General features: G+C 70.5%; 11 protein-coding genes. 5 read left to right on the top strand and 6 right to left on the bottom strand.

All coding sequences use genetic code 11. The annotated features are described in order from the left end of the window. Window positions 1-53 precede the first annotated feature (53 nt). The gene (locus tag JHW38_RS10650; protein WP_207525875.1) at window positions 54-539 is read left to right on the top strand and encodes a hypothetical protein; all 486 of its coding nucleotides are present in this window, start codon (window positions 54-56) and stop codon (window positions 537-539) included. A 112-nt stretch (window positions 540-651) separates the two neighbouring features. Here JHW38_RS10650 and hrpA read toward each other — a convergent pair whose 3' ends face one another. After that, window positions 652-4731 carry an ATP-dependent RNA helicase HrpA gene (gene hrpA, locus JHW38_RS10655; protein WP_207525876.1) on the bottom strand — a complete coding sequence of 1360 codons (4080 nt, stop codon included), beginning with the start codon at window positions 4729-4731 and terminating at the stop codon, window positions 652-654. Window positions 4732-4887: 156 nt separating this feature from the next. On the opposite strand from hrpA, the gene JHW38_RS10660 reads away from it, so the two are divergent. The 3 genes from JHW38_RS10660 (at window position 4888) to recQ (ending at window position 7567) form a co-directional block, all read left to right on the top strand. Beyond that, window positions 4888-5463, top strand: a complete 576-nt coding sequence (locus tag JHW38_RS10660; RefSeq protein ID WP_207525877.1) for a Dps family protein — start codon at window positions 4888-4890, stop codon at window positions 5461-5463. 99 nt (window positions 5464-5562) lie between these two features. Further along, window positions 5563-5730 carry a DUF6053 domain-containing protein gene (locus tag JHW38_RS25935; RefSeq protein WP_428995318.1) on the top strand — a complete coding sequence of 56 codons (168 nt, stop codon included), beginning with the start codon at window positions 5563-5565 and terminating at the stop codon, window positions 5728-5730. A gap of 4 nt (window positions 5731-5734) precedes the next feature. Next, window positions 5735-7567 carry a DNA helicase RecQ gene (gene recQ / locus JHW38_RS10665; RefSeq protein ID WP_207525878.1) on the top strand — a complete coding sequence of 611 codons (1833 nt, stop codon included), beginning with the start codon at window positions 5735-5737 and terminating at the stop codon, window positions 7565-7567. Window positions 7568-7757: 190 nt separating this feature from the next. Here the strand turns inward: recQ and JHW38_RS10670 are convergent, their stop codons facing one another. The 4 genes from JHW38_RS10670 to JHW38_RS10690 all read right to left on the bottom strand — a co-directional run bounded on the left by JHW38_RS10670 (window position 7758) and on the right by JHW38_RS10690 (window position 13183). Continuing rightward, a complete protein-coding gene (locus JHW38_RS10670) occupies window positions 7758-9377 on the bottom strand; it encodes a ShlB/FhaC/HecB family hemolysin secretion/activation protein (RefSeq protein WP_207525879.1) in 1620 nt (539 codons plus the stop codon). 314 nt (window positions 9378-9691) lie between these two features. After that, entirely contained in the window at window positions 9692-11161 is a 1470-nt protein-coding gene (locus JHW38_RS10675; RefSeq protein WP_278249812.1) for a collagen-like triple helix repeat-containing protein, read from the bottom strand. 559 nt (window positions 11162-11720) lie between these two features. After that, window positions 11721-12581, bottom strand: a complete 861-nt coding sequence (locus tag JHW38_RS10685; RefSeq protein ID WP_207525882.1) for a PhzF family phenazine biosynthesis protein — start codon at window positions 12579-12581, stop codon at window positions 11721-11723. An 83-nt stretch (window positions 12582-12664) separates the two neighbouring features. After that, window positions 12665-13183: a M23 family metallopeptidase gene (locus tag JHW38_RS10690; RefSeq protein ID WP_207525883.1), complete on the bottom strand. Its 519-nt coding sequence runs from the start codon at window positions 13181-13183 to the stop codon at window positions 12665-12667. A 269-nt stretch (window positions 13184-13452) separates the two neighbouring features. On the opposite strand from JHW38_RS10690, the gene JHW38_RS10695 reads away from it, so the two are divergent. Then, window positions 13453-13803 (top strand): hypothetical protein, encoded by a 351-nt coding sequence (locus JHW38_RS10695; protein WP_207525884.1) that lies wholly within the window; start codon window positions 13453-13455, stop codon window positions 13801-13803. Window positions 13804-14087: 284 nt separating this feature from the next. On the opposite strand, the gene JHW38_RS10700 is transcribed toward JHW38_RS10695, so the two are convergent. Beyond that, window positions 14088-15059 (bottom strand): glycoside hydrolase family 6 protein, encoded by a 972-nt coding sequence (locus JHW38_RS10700; RefSeq protein ID WP_207525885.1) that lies wholly within the window; start codon window positions 15057-15059, stop codon window positions 14088-14090. Between the last annotated feature and the right edge of the window lie 160 nt (window positions 15060-15219).

A 15219-nucleotide genomic window follows, 5' to 3' on the forward strand; every position in this document is an offset into this window, starting at 1 on the left:
CGGGGCGTCCTTCCGCTTTCGCCCCGCTTTCGCCTCAGCGCCGGAGTTCAAGCATGCGAGTGTCGTTGCCGTTGGCCGTTGCCCTGTCGTTCGCCCTCGCTGCCGCCGCCCACGGCGCCGAGCGTTCCTACGTGCCGCTGCAGCAGCGCCTGAGCGCCGAGCAGCTCAAGGCCACCGGCCTGGACACGCTGTCGTCGCAGCAGATCCAGCTGCTCGACCAGCTGCTGTCGCAGGACCATGCCAGCGCGGTCGAGGAAACCGCCAAGCAGGTGCGTTCCGAACGCCGCGGCCTGCTCGACCGCCACGGGCCGGAGGAGCCGCTGGTGAGCCAGCTCAAGGCCGGCGAGTTCCGCGGCTGGTCCAGCGGCACCGTGCTGGAACTGGAGAACGGCCAGCGCTGGCGGGTCATCGAAGGCTCGCTGTTCATCGGCAAGCCGATCCCGGCGCCGAAGGTGACCATCCGCCCGGGCTTGATGGGCGGCTGGTACCTGGAGGCCGAGGGACAGACGCAGAAGGCCAAGGTCAAGCGGGTGGAATGAGCGGCGGGCGGCGGCCCGTAGCGAACGAAGGCGGCCGAAAGGCCGCCTTCGTCGTTTCGGCGCGGCGATGTCGGCGAAAGTCTCGCCTCGGGAACGAAACCCGAAGCGCGGCTCAGCCGCGCAACCCCGCCAACCGCTGCGCCAGCTTCTTCGGCGACACCCCGCCGCGCACGCCCAGTTCCTGCGCGAACAGCGACACGCGCAGCTCCTCGATCTCCCAGCGCAGCGCCTGCCAGCCCGCGTCGTCGCCGGCGCCGGCCGCGGTCGCCGCGTCGAGCGCGTCGACGAAGGGCTTGAGCTCGAGCATGCGCGCCTGATCGCGCACCGGATCGCGCAGCGCGCGTTCGCCGCGGGTCGCCAGCGCCTTGAGGTAGCGCGGGTACTCGGCCAGCGCCGCGGTCGGCACGTCGCGCAGGAAGCCCGGCGGGGTCAACCGCGCCAGCTGCGCACGCATGTCGTCGAGATTGCCGCTGGCCCAACCCATCAGCGGCGAGTCCAGGCGCGCGCGCACCTCGGCCACCGCGGCCAGGATCGCCTCGGCCTGGCGCAGCCGCTCCATCGCCTCCGGGAACAGCTTGCGCGCGACCTCGTCGCGGCGCTGCTCGAACGCGGCCGCGTCGCGCACCTGCACCAGCTCGGCGTCCTCGCCGAGCAGCGACTGCACCGCGCCGTCGACCAGATCCTCGCGCAAACGGTCGCCGTCGCGCGGACGATCCAGCGCGGCGCGGCCGCCGGCGTTGCCGGCTTGCGCCTGACGCAGCAGCGAATCGCGCTCCTGGCGCGGCGCGGCCGATTCGATCGCCGCGTACAGCAGGCCGATCTTCGGCTGGATCGGCAGCTGCTTGCGCGCCTGCTTGAGCTTTTCCAGCATCGCCAGCGCGAGCAGGCGCCGCACCCCGCGCGGATGCGCGCGCCAAGCCGCCTCGCGTTCGGCGTGCACGCGCAGCGACACGCTGTCGCCGTCGTCGTGCAGGGCCGGGAACGCCGGCACGCCGGCGGCGCCGGGCACCGACATCGGGATCGGCTGCTCGGGGAACGCGGTCAAGCCGCGCTGGCCCAGGCCGTCGGCGGCGCGCGCCGCGAACGCGCGCGCGGCGCGTTCGCCGAAGCGCGCGCGCAGCTCGTCGAGGTCGCGCGATTCGGCCAGCACGACGGGTTCGCCCTTGGGTTCGCCCTTGCCGCGGCGTCCGTCGCCGCCGCCCGGGTATTCGAGCAAACGCAGATTCATGCGCAGATGCGCTTCGATCGAGCCCGGATCGAAATCGGTCGCGGCGATCTCGACCCCGCCGAGCTTGCGCAGGAACCGCGCCAGGGTGCCGACGAAATCGTCGGCCTCGGGCTTGGGATGGGCTTCGTAGAACGCCTTGGCGAAATCCGGCGCCGGCACGAAATTGCGCCGCAGCGCCTTCGGCAGCGACTTGATCAGCGCCGCGGCCTTGTCGGCGACGAAACCCGGCGCCAGCCACGACAGCTGCGCCGGGTCGAGCGCGTTGAGCAGGTGCAGCGGCACCGCCAGGGTCATGCCGTCGTCGGGCGCGCCGGGCTCGAAGCGGTAGCGCACCGCCAGCCTGGCCTGGCCGAGCTGCAGGTACGGCGGGAACCGCGCGGCCTCGCTCTCGCCGCCGATCATCAGATCGTCGGCGCTCCATTCCAGCGCAGCCTTCTCGTTCGCGGCCAGCTTGTTGTACCAAGCGTCCAGCGCCTGCGCGTTGTGCACTTGCGGCGGCAGGCGGTCGAGATACCACTGCGCCATCCACTCCTCGTCGACCACCAGGCCGGCGCGGCGCTGCTTGGCTTCTTCTTCGCGCGCCTTGGCCAGCACGGCGAGGTTGCGCGGCAGGAACCCGGCGCGGGTGTTGATCTCGCCGGTGACCAGCGCGTCGCGGGCGAAGATCGCGCGGCTTTCCTCGGGATACAGCGCGCCGTAGTGGATCGGCCGCTTCGGCGCCAGCACCAGCCCGAACAGGCTGATCTGCTCGCTGCCGACGACGCGGCCCTGCGAACGCGACCAGCGCGGGTCGTGGTGGCGGCGCGCGAGCAGGTGCGAAAGCTCCTGGATCGCCCAGTCCGGCTCGATCGAGGCATTGGTCATCGACCACACCCGCTCGGTGTCGAGCAGGGTCGCCGACAACAGCCACGGCGGCGGTTTCTTGGCCAGCGGCGAGCCCGGGAACAAGGTGTACTTTCGCCCGCGCGGACCGTCGTACAGGCCCTTGTCGCCGCGGAAACCGATCTGGGTCGGCAGGCCAGCGATCAGCGCGCGGTGCAAGGTCGCGTAGCCGGCCGCGTCGAGCGGCTCGGGCGAGGCCTCGCCGCTGCGCCAGCCGAGTTCGTCGCACAGCAGCTTCAACTGGCGGTGCAGCTCGCGCCACTCGCGCATGCGCAGGAAGCCGAGGAAGTGCTTCTCGCACCAGCCGCGCAACTTGGATTGAGTGAGTTCCTGATGCGCGTGCTGGTAAGCGTCCCACAGCTTGAGGATGCCGACGAATTCCGAGCGCGGATCGGCGAACAGCGCATGCGCGTTGTCGGCCGCGGCGCGCTGGTCGGACGGGCGTTCGCGCGGGTCCTGGATGCCGAGGAACGCGGCGATCGCGACCATCTCGCGCAGGCAGCCGTGCTGGTTCGCGGCCACCAGCATGCGCGCCAGCTTCACGTCGACCGGCAAGCGCGCCATGGTGCGGCCAGTGGCGGTGAGCTTGCGCTGCTCGTCGACCGCGCCGAGTTCGTTGAGCTGCTGCCAGCCGTCGGCGACGGCGCGGCTGTCGGGCGGTTCCAGGAACGGGAACGCCTCGATATCGCCCAGGCCGAGCGAGAGCATGCGCAGGATCACGCCGGCCAGCGCGGCGCGGCGGATTTCCGGATCGGTGTAGCGCGGCCGCGATTCGAAATCCGGCTCGCTGTAGAGGCGGTAGCAGGTGCCTTCGCTGATGCGCCCGCAGCGGCCCTTGCGCTGGTCGGCGCTGGCCTGGCTGATCGGTTCGATGTGCAGCCGGTCGAGCTTGCCGCGCGGGCTGTAGCGCTTGACCCGGGCCAGGCCCGGGTCGACCACGTAGCGGATGCGCGGCACGGTCAGCGAGGTTTCGGCGACGTTGGTCGCCAGCACGATGCGGCGTTTGGGGCCGGGATTGAACACCCGGTCCTGGTCGCGCACCGACAGCCGCGCGTACAGCGGCAGCACTTCGGTCTCGCGGTATTTGCGCCGCTCCAGCGCCTGGTGCGCGTCGCGGATCTCGCGTTCGCCGGACAGGAAGATCAGCACGTCGCCGCGCGGATCCTCGCGGGTGATTTCGTCGCAGGCCGCGACGATGCCGTCGTTGACCGAGCGCTCGCCGCCGCGCGCCTCGCGCGCGCGGCCGTCGGCGCCTTCGCCTTCGCCCTCGCCTTCCAGCGGCCGGTAGCGCACCGACACCGGGTAGCCGCGGCCTTCCACGCTGACCACCGGCGCGCCGTCGAAATGCGCGGCGAAGCGCTCGGTGTCGATCGTCGCCGAGGTCACGATCACCTTCAGGTCCGGCCGCTTCTTCAGCAGTTGCTTGAGGTAACCGAGCAGGAAATCGATGTTGAGGCTGCGCTCGTGCGCCTCGTCGATGAGGATGGTGTCGTAGGCCGACAGCCAGCGGTCGGACTGGATTTCGGCCAGCAGGATGCCGTCGGTCATGAACTTGACCGCGGTGCGTTCGCCGACGTTCTCGTTGAATCGCACCTGGTAGCCGACCGCGCCGCCGAGTTCGGTGTCGAGTTCCTCGGCCACGCGCCGCGCGACCGCGCGCGCGGCGATCCGGCGCGGCTGGGTACAGCCGATCAGGCCGGCGGCGCCGCGGCCGGCGGCCAGGCACAGCTTCGGCAGCTGGGTGGTCTTGCCCGAACCGGTTTCGCCGGCGATCACCACCACCGGATGCTTGCGGATCAGCTCGACGATGCGCTGCGCTTCGGCCGCGATCGGCAAAGCCGGGTCGACCGGCGCCTGCGGCAACGCGGCCGCGCGCGCTTCGCGCTGCGCGGTCGAGGCGGCCAGCGCGCGCGCGAACGCGTCCTGCGCGGCCGCGTCGCCGGGCTTGCCGCTCCAGCGCGACCACAGCCCGTGCAGGCGCGCGCGGTCGCGGCTCAGCGCGCCGTCGATGGCGCGGCGGGCCTGCCGTAACGCAGCGCTCGCATCGCCCTGCCTAGACTGTTTGGATTGACTGGTATTCATCGATAGATCGTCTGCATTGCAGCGCTAAAAACAAACCATTTCACTTCCGCGGCGACTGCGCCTATTGTCGCCGCAAAGTCCGGACCCCATAGAAACAACGTCCGGATCGCCGGAACCCCGTCCTCCAATGCACGTCCCCCAATGAAGGAGTCGCACATGGCCAAGTCCAACAAGTCCGACAAGACCCAACCCGGCAAGTCCGGCAAGGAAGCGCCGGTGAGCCCGGCGGCCTCGCCCGGCCCGGGCGACCGCGGTCCCTCGATCGATATCGGGATCTCGCCGGCCGATCGCAAGAAGATCGCCGAGGGTCTGTCGCGCTTCCTGGCCGACAGCTACACCCTGTACCTGAAGACCCACAACTTCCACTGGAACGTGACCGGGCCGATGTTCAACAGCCTGCACGTCATGTTCGAGACCCAGTACAACGAGCAGTGGACCGCGCTGGACGAGATCGCCGAGCGCATCCGCGCCCTGGGCTTCAACGCCCCGGGTTCGTACGCCGAGTTCGTGCGCCTGTCCTCGATTCCGGAAGAACCGGGCCTGACCGACGCCGCCGACTGGCGCGAAATGGTACGCCAGCTGGTGGTCGGCAACGAAGCGGTGTGCCGCACCGCGCGCAAGGTACTCGACCAGGCCGACGACGTCGACGACGCGCCGACCGAGGATCTGCTGACCCAGCGCCTGCAGACCCACGAGAAGTACGCCTGGATGCTGCGTTCGCTGCTGCAGTAAGCGCGCCGGGCCCGGCACGGCGAACGCCGGTCGGGCCGCGGCCCCGAAGCCCCTCTCCCGCCTCGCGGGGAGGGGCTTTCTTGTTTGCAGGCCTTGCTCGTGGCAGGGCCTTCAGGCCCGACGCTTGCCGGTCCGCCCGCCGCGACCTGGGCCCGAAGCGCCGTGCCTGAAGGCCCTCCCGCAACGCCCCGACCCGCCGCCGCGGCGGCTTCCGAGCCCGCGCGCGGCATTCTCCGACCGCCGCGCGCGGCCGCGCCGTTAAACTAGGCCCATGTCGTCCCCCGCACTCGAAATCCTCCACCGCGTCTTCGGCCATACCGCGTTCCGCGGCGAACAGGCGCAGATCGTCCAGCACGTGGTCGACGGCGGCGACGCCCTGGTGCTGATGCCCACCGGCGGCGGCAAGTCGCTGTGCTACCAGATTCCGTCGCTGGTGCGCGAAGGCTGCGGCCTGGTGGTCTCGCCGCTGATCGCGCTGATGCAGGACCAGGTCGAAGCGCTGCGCCAGCTCGGCGTGCGCGCGGCCTACCTCAACTCCACCCTGTCGGCCGACGACGCCGCGCGGATCGAACGCGAACTGCTGGCCGGCGAACTCGACCTGCTGTACGTCGCGCCCGAGCGCCTGCTGACCGCGCGCTGCCTGAACCTGATCGACCGCGCCAAGATCGCCCTGTTCGCGATCGACGAGGCCCACTGCGTCTCGCAATGGGGCCACGATTTCCGCCCCGAATACCGCGAACTGACCATCCTGCACGAGCGCTGGCCGCACATTCCGCGCATTGCCCTGACCGCCACCGCCGACGCGCCGACCCAGCGCGAGATCGCCGAGCGGCTCAATCTGGAAGACGCGCGCCGCTTCGTCAGTTCGTTCGACCGCCCGAACCTGCGCTACCGGGTCGTGCACAAGGACAACGGCAACCGCCAGCTGCTGGATTTCCTGTCCGCCCACCGCGGCGACAGCGGCATCGTCTACGCGTTCTCGCGCCGGCGCGTGGAGACCGTGGCCGAACAACTGGTCGCCGCCGGCATCCACGCCCTGCCGTACCACGCCGGCATGCCGGCGGAGACGCGCGCGGGCAACCAGCGCCGCTTCCTGCAGGAAGACGGCGTGGTCATGGTCGCCACCATCGCCTTCGGCATGGGCATCGACAAACCCGACGTGCGCTTCGTCGCCCACGTCGACCTGCCCAAGTCGATCGAAGGCTATTACCAGGAAACCGGCCGCGCCGGCCGCGACGGCGAACCGGCCGAGGCCTGGCTGTGCTACGGCCTCGGCGACGTGGTGAGCCTGCGCCAGCTGATCCAGCAGGGCGAAGCCGGCGAGGAGCGCAAGCGGGTGGAGCTGCGCAAGCTCGATTCGCTGCTGGGTTATTGCGAATCCACCGAATGCCGGCGCAAAGGCCTGCTCGGCTGGTTCGGCGAACCGCATCCGGGCGACTGCGGCAACTGCGACAACTGCCTGGAACCGCCGCAGAGCTGGGACGGCACCACCGCCGCGCGCAAGGCGCTGTCTTGCGTGTACCGCACCGGCCAGCGCTTCGGCGCCGGCCACATCATCGACGTGCTGCGCGGCCAGGCCACCGAGAAAGTCAGCCGCTTCGGCCACGAAGACCTCAGCACCTTCGGCATCGGCGCCGACCTCGACGCGCGCCAGTGGAGCAGCGTGTTCCGCCAGCTCGTCGCCGGCGGCCTGCTCGAAGCCGACATCGAACGCCACGGCGCGCTGCGCCTGACCGGCGAATCCGGCCCGGTCCTGCGCGGCGAGCGCAGCCTGCGCTTCCGCGCCGAAACCGCCAAGCCCGCGCGCGGCGCCGGCGGCAAGAAATCGCGCGGCGGCGCCGGCGCGGCGGCCGCGGCCGCGGCGGTCGCCGACCTCGCCCCGGACGCGCTGATCCGCTTCAACGCCCTGCGCGAGTGGCGCTCGACCACGGCGCGCGAACAGAACGTCCCCGCCTACGTGATCTTCCACGACGCCACCCTGCGCGCGATCGCCGAGCAGGCGCCGGACGACCTCGACGATCTGGCGCAGATTCCGGGCATTGGCGCGAGCAAGCTGGATCGTTATGGCGAGGCGGTGTTGCAGCACCTGCTCGATCACGAGTAAGCGGCGCGCGGGCGGGTCCCGCGTCGTCGGCCGAGTTTCGCCGTCATCGGATTGGCGCGGTCGCGGCTCGCGCCGCTCCTACAGTCGGATACGAACCCCCCTGCAGGAGCGGCGCGAGCCGCGACCGCGACACCGCAACCACGGCGCACCCCGCACGGCCGCCGCCCGCCTCACGCCCACCGTCGCCGCCTCACGGCAACTGATACGAGAAATTCAGATTCCACCGCGGCTTGCGGTCGTCGGTTTCCAACGGCATGTCCGCCGTCGGCTTCGCATACGCGAAGTCGACGTTGTAATGCTTGTTGTCCGACAAGCGCACGCCCAACGCCACCGTGCCCAGCCGGTTCGGCGCCGGCCGCCGGCCGTCGCTCAGCGACACCTGCGCGTGCTGCACGCTGAGGTAAGGCGACACCGCCTTCAGCCAGCGCGTGTCCGGCTTGAAGTTGCGGCTCAGCTCCAGGCCTACGCCCCAGCCGCGGTCGCCGGAGGTCTCGCCGGGATCGTAGGCCAGGGCGAAGCGGCTGCCGCCGAAGCTGATCTGTTCCGACGACGGCAAGCGGTCGCGGGTGTACTGCGCGGTCGCGCGCAGCACCGCGAGGTAGCGCTGGTCCTTCCACGCCCGGCTCTGCGCATAGCCGAGGCTGTAGCGGGTGAAGGCCACGTCGCTGGCCGCCGGCAGGATCGCCCCGCCGATGTTGGTCAGGGTCTCGGCCTTGGCGCCCCAGGCGTCGAGGCCGCGCGCGATCTGCACGCTGACCTGGCGCGCGCGGTCTTTCTTGGCCTGGGCGAAGTCGAGCCCGGCCTGCACCACCCGGGTCTTGGAGCGCTGCTCCAGGGTCGCGCCGTTGATCGTGTTGAGGTAACGGTCGGACTGGTCGGCCGCGTACGCGCCCAGCGACAGGAACAGCGAGCGCTCGGTCTCCAGCTTCAGCGGATAGCGCGCGCCGAGCGCGTAACGGTCCTGTTCGACGCGATGGTCCAGGAACGCCGGCAGCGGCGTCTGGGTGACCGGCACGCCGCGATAGCGCGAACCTTCGGCGCGGCCGATCCAGCCGTCGCTGCCGAACAATTGCTGGTATGCGGCGCTGTAGAAACGCTCGTCGCCGCGGCCGTCGGGATACAGCGCCGCCAGGCTCCATTGCTCGGCCAGCGGCGTCAGCGCATTGAGGTTCAGCGTCGCCAGGCCCTGGGTGCCGGGATGGTTGAATTCCAGCGCCCAGGTGGCATCAAAGCGCTTGGCCGCGACGGTGACGTCGAGCGAGGTCGCGCCGTCGGTGGTCGTCGGCGCCGGCACGTTGAGGCCGATCTTCGCGCCCGGCAGGAAGCCGAGGATCTGCGAATAGCGTTCGAAGGTCTTCTGCCGCAGCGGCCGGTCGTCGACGATGCGCTGGGCGATCGCGCGGATCTTGCGCTCCAGCTTCCCGGCCTTGCCCTGGATGCGCACCTGGGCGACATAGCCTTCCACCGCGACCACCCGCACCGCGCCGTCGGCGAAGTCCTGGGTCGGCACGTAGCAGAACGACAGCGCGTAGCCGTGCTTGCGATAGAGCTTGGTGCAGGCGTCGGCCGCGGTCAGCAGTTGCGCGACGGTGATCTGCCGGCCGGCGAGCGGCTTGAACAGGCCGATCACATCGTCGAACGGCACCGACTTCACCCCCGACACTTCGAATCGCGTCGGCGTCAGTTCCAGCGCCAGGAACGCGGCCATCTCGGGATTCTGCTGCGGCGCGACCGTGGTCTCGACCTTGGACGGGCCTTTCGGCAGCGGCGCCTGCGGCAGCGTTTGCAGCGGATTGCCGGTGCTCGGCAATCGCGGCGGGGCGGTTTGGGCGGATGCCGGCAGGTTCGCGTACAAACACGCGGACATCGCCAGCGCGAGTGGATAGCGCTTTCCCCAAAGCCCTGTAGCCATGCGCGGCCCCTTGTCGATCGTCGGCAAGCTGCGAAATCGGCGCCGGCCGTCGCGGGGCGACCGCGGGCGCCGCAAAAGGAAGGCGCGTCGGCCCTGGGCCGGGCGCGCATCCGCAAGACTCTCGTCCAATCTACGTCGTTATGCCGCGGCGGGAACGGCGCATGGCCGTTCCCGCGCGGCGGATCACACCCCAACCAGAACCCAGCCGACGGTTACGGCTTGGCCCCCTTCTTGCCGCCGAGCAGGCCGGTGCCGAGCAGGCCGCCCTTGTCGTTGCCGCCGGTGGCGTTGCCCAGCACGCCGCCGAGCAGGCCGCCGTTCTGATTGTTGAGCCCGGTCGCCCCGGCTACGCCGTTGACGACCGTGCTCAGCCCCTGAGTCACAGGCTGCAGCGGCCCGTTGACCGCCGCCGTCGCCGCAGTGCCGACCTGGGTCACGCCGCCGCCGACGCCAGCCACCGCGCCGCCGACCAAATTGGTCACAGGCGCAAGCGGAGTCGCCGCGCCGGCGCTGGCCAGCCCGGTGCCGACGCCGCCGACCGTAACGCCGATGCCGCCGACCGCGGTGGTCGCGCCGGCCGCGGTCACGCCGACCGGATTGGCGATCGAACCGGCGTTGCCGAGCCCGGCGGTGATGCCGGTGCCGACCGTGCCGAGGTTGCCGCTGAGTCCGGTCACCGCACCGCCGACCAGACCGGTCACGCCGGCCGCGCCGCCCGGTACCGGCGCGCCGCTGATCGCCGCGCCGAGACCGGCGCCGGCCGAAGCCACGCCGCCGACCACGCCGCCCGCGCCGCGCGAGACGTTCGCGACCAGATTGCCGCCGCCGTTGCCGCCGGCGGTGCCGCCGTTGACCTGCAACAGGCCCGCCACCGGCGTCGCGATCTGGCTCAGCGCGCCGGTCAGCTGCTGCCCGGCCTGCCCTTCGAGCACGCCGCCGAGCTTGCCGCCGACCGTCTTGACCCCGCCGCCGACGCCCGAGACCAGCCCGCCGGCCGCGCTGGTCAGCGGCTGGATCGGCGATCCCTGGAACGCGCCGACCGTGGCGACGGTCTTGCCGAGGTCGTCCACGGTGGTGCCGACGTTGACCACCAGATTGTCGACGCCGCCGACCGTGGTGCCGACCGGATTGGCGATGTTGCCGATCTGGCCGAGCCCGCCGCTGGTGGCGCTGCCGAGGCCGCTGACGGTCTTGCCGAGGTCGTCGACGACCTTGGCCAGGCCTTGCGTGGTCGGGTTGTTGCCGCCGAGCAGCGCCTGGTTCGGAATCTGCGCGCCGAGCGAGCTCACCCCGCTGCCGACGCCGGACACCAGATTGCCGACGGTGCTGATGATCGAGCCCACCGCATTGCTGGAGGTGCTGCCCGGCCCGCCGGGATTGCCCGGACCGCCCGGATTGCCGGGGCCGCCGGGATTGCCCGGGCCACCGGGATTGCCCGGCCCGCCCGGATCGCCGGGGCCGCCGGGATTGCCCGGACCGCCCGGATTGCCGGGACCGCCCGGTTCGCCCGGACCACCGGGGCCGCCGGGCTCGCCGGGGCCGCCCGGACCGCCCGGGTTGGGATTGAAGCTGGATTTGACGCCGCCCGAGCCCGAGCAGCCGGTCGCCGATACCGTGATCGTCAAGATGCACGCGGCCAGCAGGCTGTAGGAAAGGGCCTTACGAATGCCTTGGGTGTCCATCACGTCCTCCGAATGCAGCCTTGCGCTGCTCCGTGCCCTGAGGTTTGGACGGCCGTGCCTGCGTCTGCGTGGGGCGAGACCGGCTAAGCGCCGACAACGCACATTCGAGGTGCGAATCTCGTGTGCATCGCGGACAGGCTGCGCCTGTTTATCGTTAAGGGCGCGTGATGAAAACCGTGATGACGATCAAGCCGCGGAAGATTTCCGATAGCCGGCATTTCCGGTGAGAAACGGTGATTTTCGTTCACTGTGGCAGACAGAAACGCACTTTGCGCAACGGCCCGGACAGCGTCCGACGCGTGACGAAAGTCGCGGAATGCGACGGTGCGCGCGAGGGCGAAAGTCGCAATCTGAAATTGGAAACAAGCCGATGTTCTGCAGGCCACCCAACGGCCGCCGCGGTCGTCGACGCGACACGCAAACCGATGTTTACCACGATGCAATTCAGGGGTCCGATGGCGGCGGTCGCGGCGCCGGCGCCGATTTACGCATTTATTGCAATATTTACGTAAACAGCGGCCCGTGCGTTACGCAAGTAAAAATTGGCAGGAATCGGCACTCACCATTCGACGCTGCCGCGGATCACCGGCTGCACCTGCCCGCCGAGCCAGACCGCGCCGTCTTCGTCGATGCGCAGTTCCACCCGTCCGTCGCGGCCGACTTCGCGGCCCTGGCTGGCGCAATAGCTATCGCCCGCGCGCAACCGCCCGTCGGCGAGCAAGGCGCTGGCGATCGCCGCGTTGGCGCTGCCGGTGACCGGATCCTCGGCGAAACCGTCGGCCGGGCAGAACGCGCGCACGGTGCGCGCGCAGCCGGCCACGTCGCCCGGCGCGAACAGCGCCAGCCCGAGCGCGTCGCCGCGCAGCGCGGCGATCGCCGCCAGATCCGGCCGCCATTCGCGCAAGGCGCGCGCGTCGGCGACCTCGGCCAGCCACCAGCGCGCGCCGTTGTCCCACAGCGCCGGGCGCAGCGCGCCGAGCGGCAGGCCGCGCAAGGCCGCGGCCAACCCGGCGGCGTCGGCTTCGAGCGCGACCGGCGCGGCGCGCGGCGTGCGGATCGAAACGCGCGGCCCGGTCGCGTCGTGCGCCACCTGCACCGGCAAGAGTCCGGCGGCGCACTGTTGCACCATCGTCTCGCGCCCGACCGCCACCCGCCCGGCGTCGAGCACGGCCCAGGCCGCGCCGACGCTGGGATGGCCGGCGAAATCCAGTTCGCGCACCGGAGTGAAGATGCGCGCGCGGTAATCCGCGCCCGGCTCCGGCGGCAGCAGGAACACCGTTTCCGGCAGATGCATCCAGGCCGCGAACGACTGCATCGCCGCATCGTCGAGGCCTTGCGCGTCGAACACCACCGCCAGCGGATTGCCGGCGCCGATGCGGTGGGCGAACACGTCCAGTTGCAGATAGCGGCGCAGGCTCATGCCCGGATCGTAACCGCCGCGGCGCGCGCGGTGATGTGGCTTTCGGCCTGTTGACGCGCGCGCCGGAGCCTACGCGCCGCCGCTCACGGACAACGATTGGCGCTTTTGTAATCGGTGTAGCGGTCGCGGCCGTCGTAGTAATGGATGCCGCGGCCGTCGAACTTGATCTTCTGCAAGGCGCCGTTGAGCAGTTGCTCGTGATGCAGGTGCGCGCCGAACGAGGTACCGGTGTTGCCGACCGCGCCCAGCGCCTGCCCTTGCTCGAGGCGGTCGCCGACCTTGACCGAATACGAATTCAGATGCGCGTACAGCGTGCTCCAGCCGCCGCCGTGATCGACCACCACGTACTTGCCGTAGCTGCGGTTGCCGAGGTTGCGCACCTTGCTCACCGTGCCCTTGGCCGCGGCCACGACCCGGTCGCCCTCGCCGTTGGCGCGGCTCAGGTCGACCGCCAGTTTCGGGCTGTGGTCTTCGCGGGTGTTGCCGTGCCAGACCTGCTTGCACGGGAACGGCATCTGGAACTTGGGCGCGGCGGCGACGGCGCTGGCGGACAAGACCAGGCCCAGCGCGGCGGCGGCGAAACGAACGAAACTGCGGTTCATGCGAATGCTCCTGTGACGAAAACCGAACGCCGGCGGCGCGCACGCGCCGCCGCAGAGAAAACGCCGCGAAGCGGTCTGCATCCACGAATGCAGACCGCAGCGCGACGCCCCGCCAATCGCACTACGGCCGCCTGCGGGCGGCCGCTGGGCCCCGGGGGCACGGGCCCAAGGTGCGCGGCGGGAGAAACTGTCGCCTTGTGGAAGGGCCTTCAGGCCCGATGCCTTCGTTTCAGTCCGGCGCGGACCGACAAAACTGCGCGGTCCCATGCGTGCGCATCACTTCGGCGCGCAGCAGCTCGCGATCGGACGACACCGCCACCGCGCTGACCAACGCGGCCTGCAACGCCAGCGCGCACCACAGCCCGCAGCGGCAGCGCGGCCAAGGACGCAACGAAAACCACGACATGACGAAACTCCGCGCGCCGCAACGCAGCACAAGAAAACCGGCCGGCGGCGGCACGGCCCGAACCGCGGGCGCGCACCGCCGCCACGCCGCGACCTGCGCGGCGGACCGGGGAGAGAACAAAAGCGCCGCAGCGCGACAGCGGCCGCGGCATCGCCGCCCCGTCGTGCCCGCGAACGCCGGCATCCACCAGGGCTTTACCCAAACATCGCCCTGAAGCCTCCGTATCCCCGCTTCCGCGGGGATGACGATCGGCAACAGACGCCGCGACACCCACCTACCCCGTCATGCCCGCGAACGCGGGCATCCAGGGCTTCATCCAAACGTCGCCCTGAAGTCTCTGGATCCCCGCTTTCGCGGGGATGACGCTCTGCAAGAGACGCCGCGACACCCACCTATCCCGTCATGCCCGCGAACGCGGGCATCCAGGGCTTCATCCAAACGTCGCCCTGAAGTCTCTGGATCCCCGCTTTCGCGGGGATGACGGGCTGCAACAGACGCTCAGCGCCCGTCGATCAAACGCGTAGCGATATCCGGCGAAAACGTACCCGCCGGCGTATTCGGCGCGATCCCGCAATTGCCGTCCGAATCGCCCGGCACCTTGACCCACAACAGCATCTCCGCGCCGCTGGCGGAATTCTGCGACACCGCGCCGAGCTTGCGCCCGGCCGGATTGCACCACTCGCCGTTGGAACCGTTGCCGTTGCGGCTGGTGTCGACCACGAACGGCTTGGCGTAGCCGAACTGGTTCTTCAACGCCGCGCTGACCGCCGCGCCGTAGCGGTTGGAATCGGCGGTGGTGTGGTAGTTCGACACGTTCAGCGCAAAGCCGCGGATCTCGCCGGCGGCGGCCGCGTGCAACCGCCGCGCCATTTCTTCCGCAGGCACCCAACTGGCGTTGCCGCCGTCGTGATAGACCAGCGCATTCGGCGCGCGCAGCTTGAACTCGCGCGCGGCGTACTTCAGCAGATCGGTGCGCACCGCGCGCTGGTCGGCGGGCAGACAGTCCAACTGCGCCAGCGCGTCGGGTTCGATCACCACCACCGCGCGGGTGTTGCCGATGCCGGAGGCGAAGCTGGAAATCCAGGTGCGGTACGCTTCCGGACTGCCGGCGCCGCCGCCGGAATGGCCGCCGCAGTCGCGCCCGGGAATGTTGTACGCAACCAGGATCGGCAACTTGTCGGCGCTGCGCGCGGCCTCGACGTAGCGCGACACCGCGCTGCCGATCGAGCCGCTCCAATTGCCGAACCAACGCGCCATCGGCTTGCCCGAAACCGACGCGCGGATCTTCGCCGCGCGCGCATCGCCGCCGTGGTCGCGCACCCAGATCGCCGGGTTGGAATCGGGATCGACGTAGAAGCCGCCGTTCTGGTTGGCCGCGGTAGCGCAGCCCGAAGCGAACAGCCCGGCCAGCGCCAGCGACAACGGCGCGATCGAGCGCGAGCCCGGAACAAGGCGAATACTTTGACGCATATCTCCTCCTGCAAGTGACGCGGACGTGGGGGACCGCCGCCGGCGGCGCGTTGGTTTCGCGCGCTACCTACTTTTGCTTACGACAGCCATCAGCTGCGCTTTTTTGCCGGCGCCGACCGTCGGCAAAATGCCCGGCGCCGGCGCGTCGCTCTTTTAAGCG

The organism is Lysobacter enzymogenes (assembly GCF_017355525.1).
GTDB classification, from domain to species: Bacteria; Pseudomonadota; Gammaproteobacteria; order Xanthomonadales; family Xanthomonadaceae; genus Lysobacter; species Lysobacter enzymogenes_C.

Coding starts and splice junctions, on each gene's coding strand:
- JHW38_RS10650 (WP_207525875.1), top strand. CDS start 54: ATGCGAGTGTCGTTGCCGTTGGCCGTTGCCCTGTCGTTCGCCCTCGCT.
- hrpA (WP_207525876.1), bottom strand. CDS start 4,731: ATGAATACCAGTCAATCCAAACAGTCTAGGCAGGGCGATGCGAGCGCT.
- JHW38_RS10660 (WP_207525877.1), top strand. CDS start 4,888: ATGGCCAAGTCCAACAAGTCCGACAAGACCCAACCCGGCAAGTCCGGC.
- recQ (WP_207525878.1), top strand. CDS start 5,735: ATGTCGTCCCCCGCACTCGAAATCCTCCACCGCGTCTTCGGCCATACC.
- JHW38_RS10675 (WP_278249812.1), bottom strand. CDS start 11,161: ATGGACACCCAAGGCATTCGTAAGGCCCTTTCCTACAGCCTGCTGGCC.
- JHW38_RS10685 (WP_207525882.1), bottom strand. CDS start 12,581: ATGAGCCTGCGCCGCTATCTGCAACTGGACGTGTTCGCCCACCGCATC.
- JHW38_RS10690 (WP_207525883.1), bottom strand. CDS start 13,183: ATGAACCGCAGTTTCGTTCGTTTCGCCGCCGCCGCGCTGGGCCTGGTC.
- JHW38_RS10700 (WP_207525885.1), bottom strand. CDS start 15,059: ATGCGTCAAAGTATTCGCCTTGTTCCGGGCTCGCGCTCGATCGCGCCG.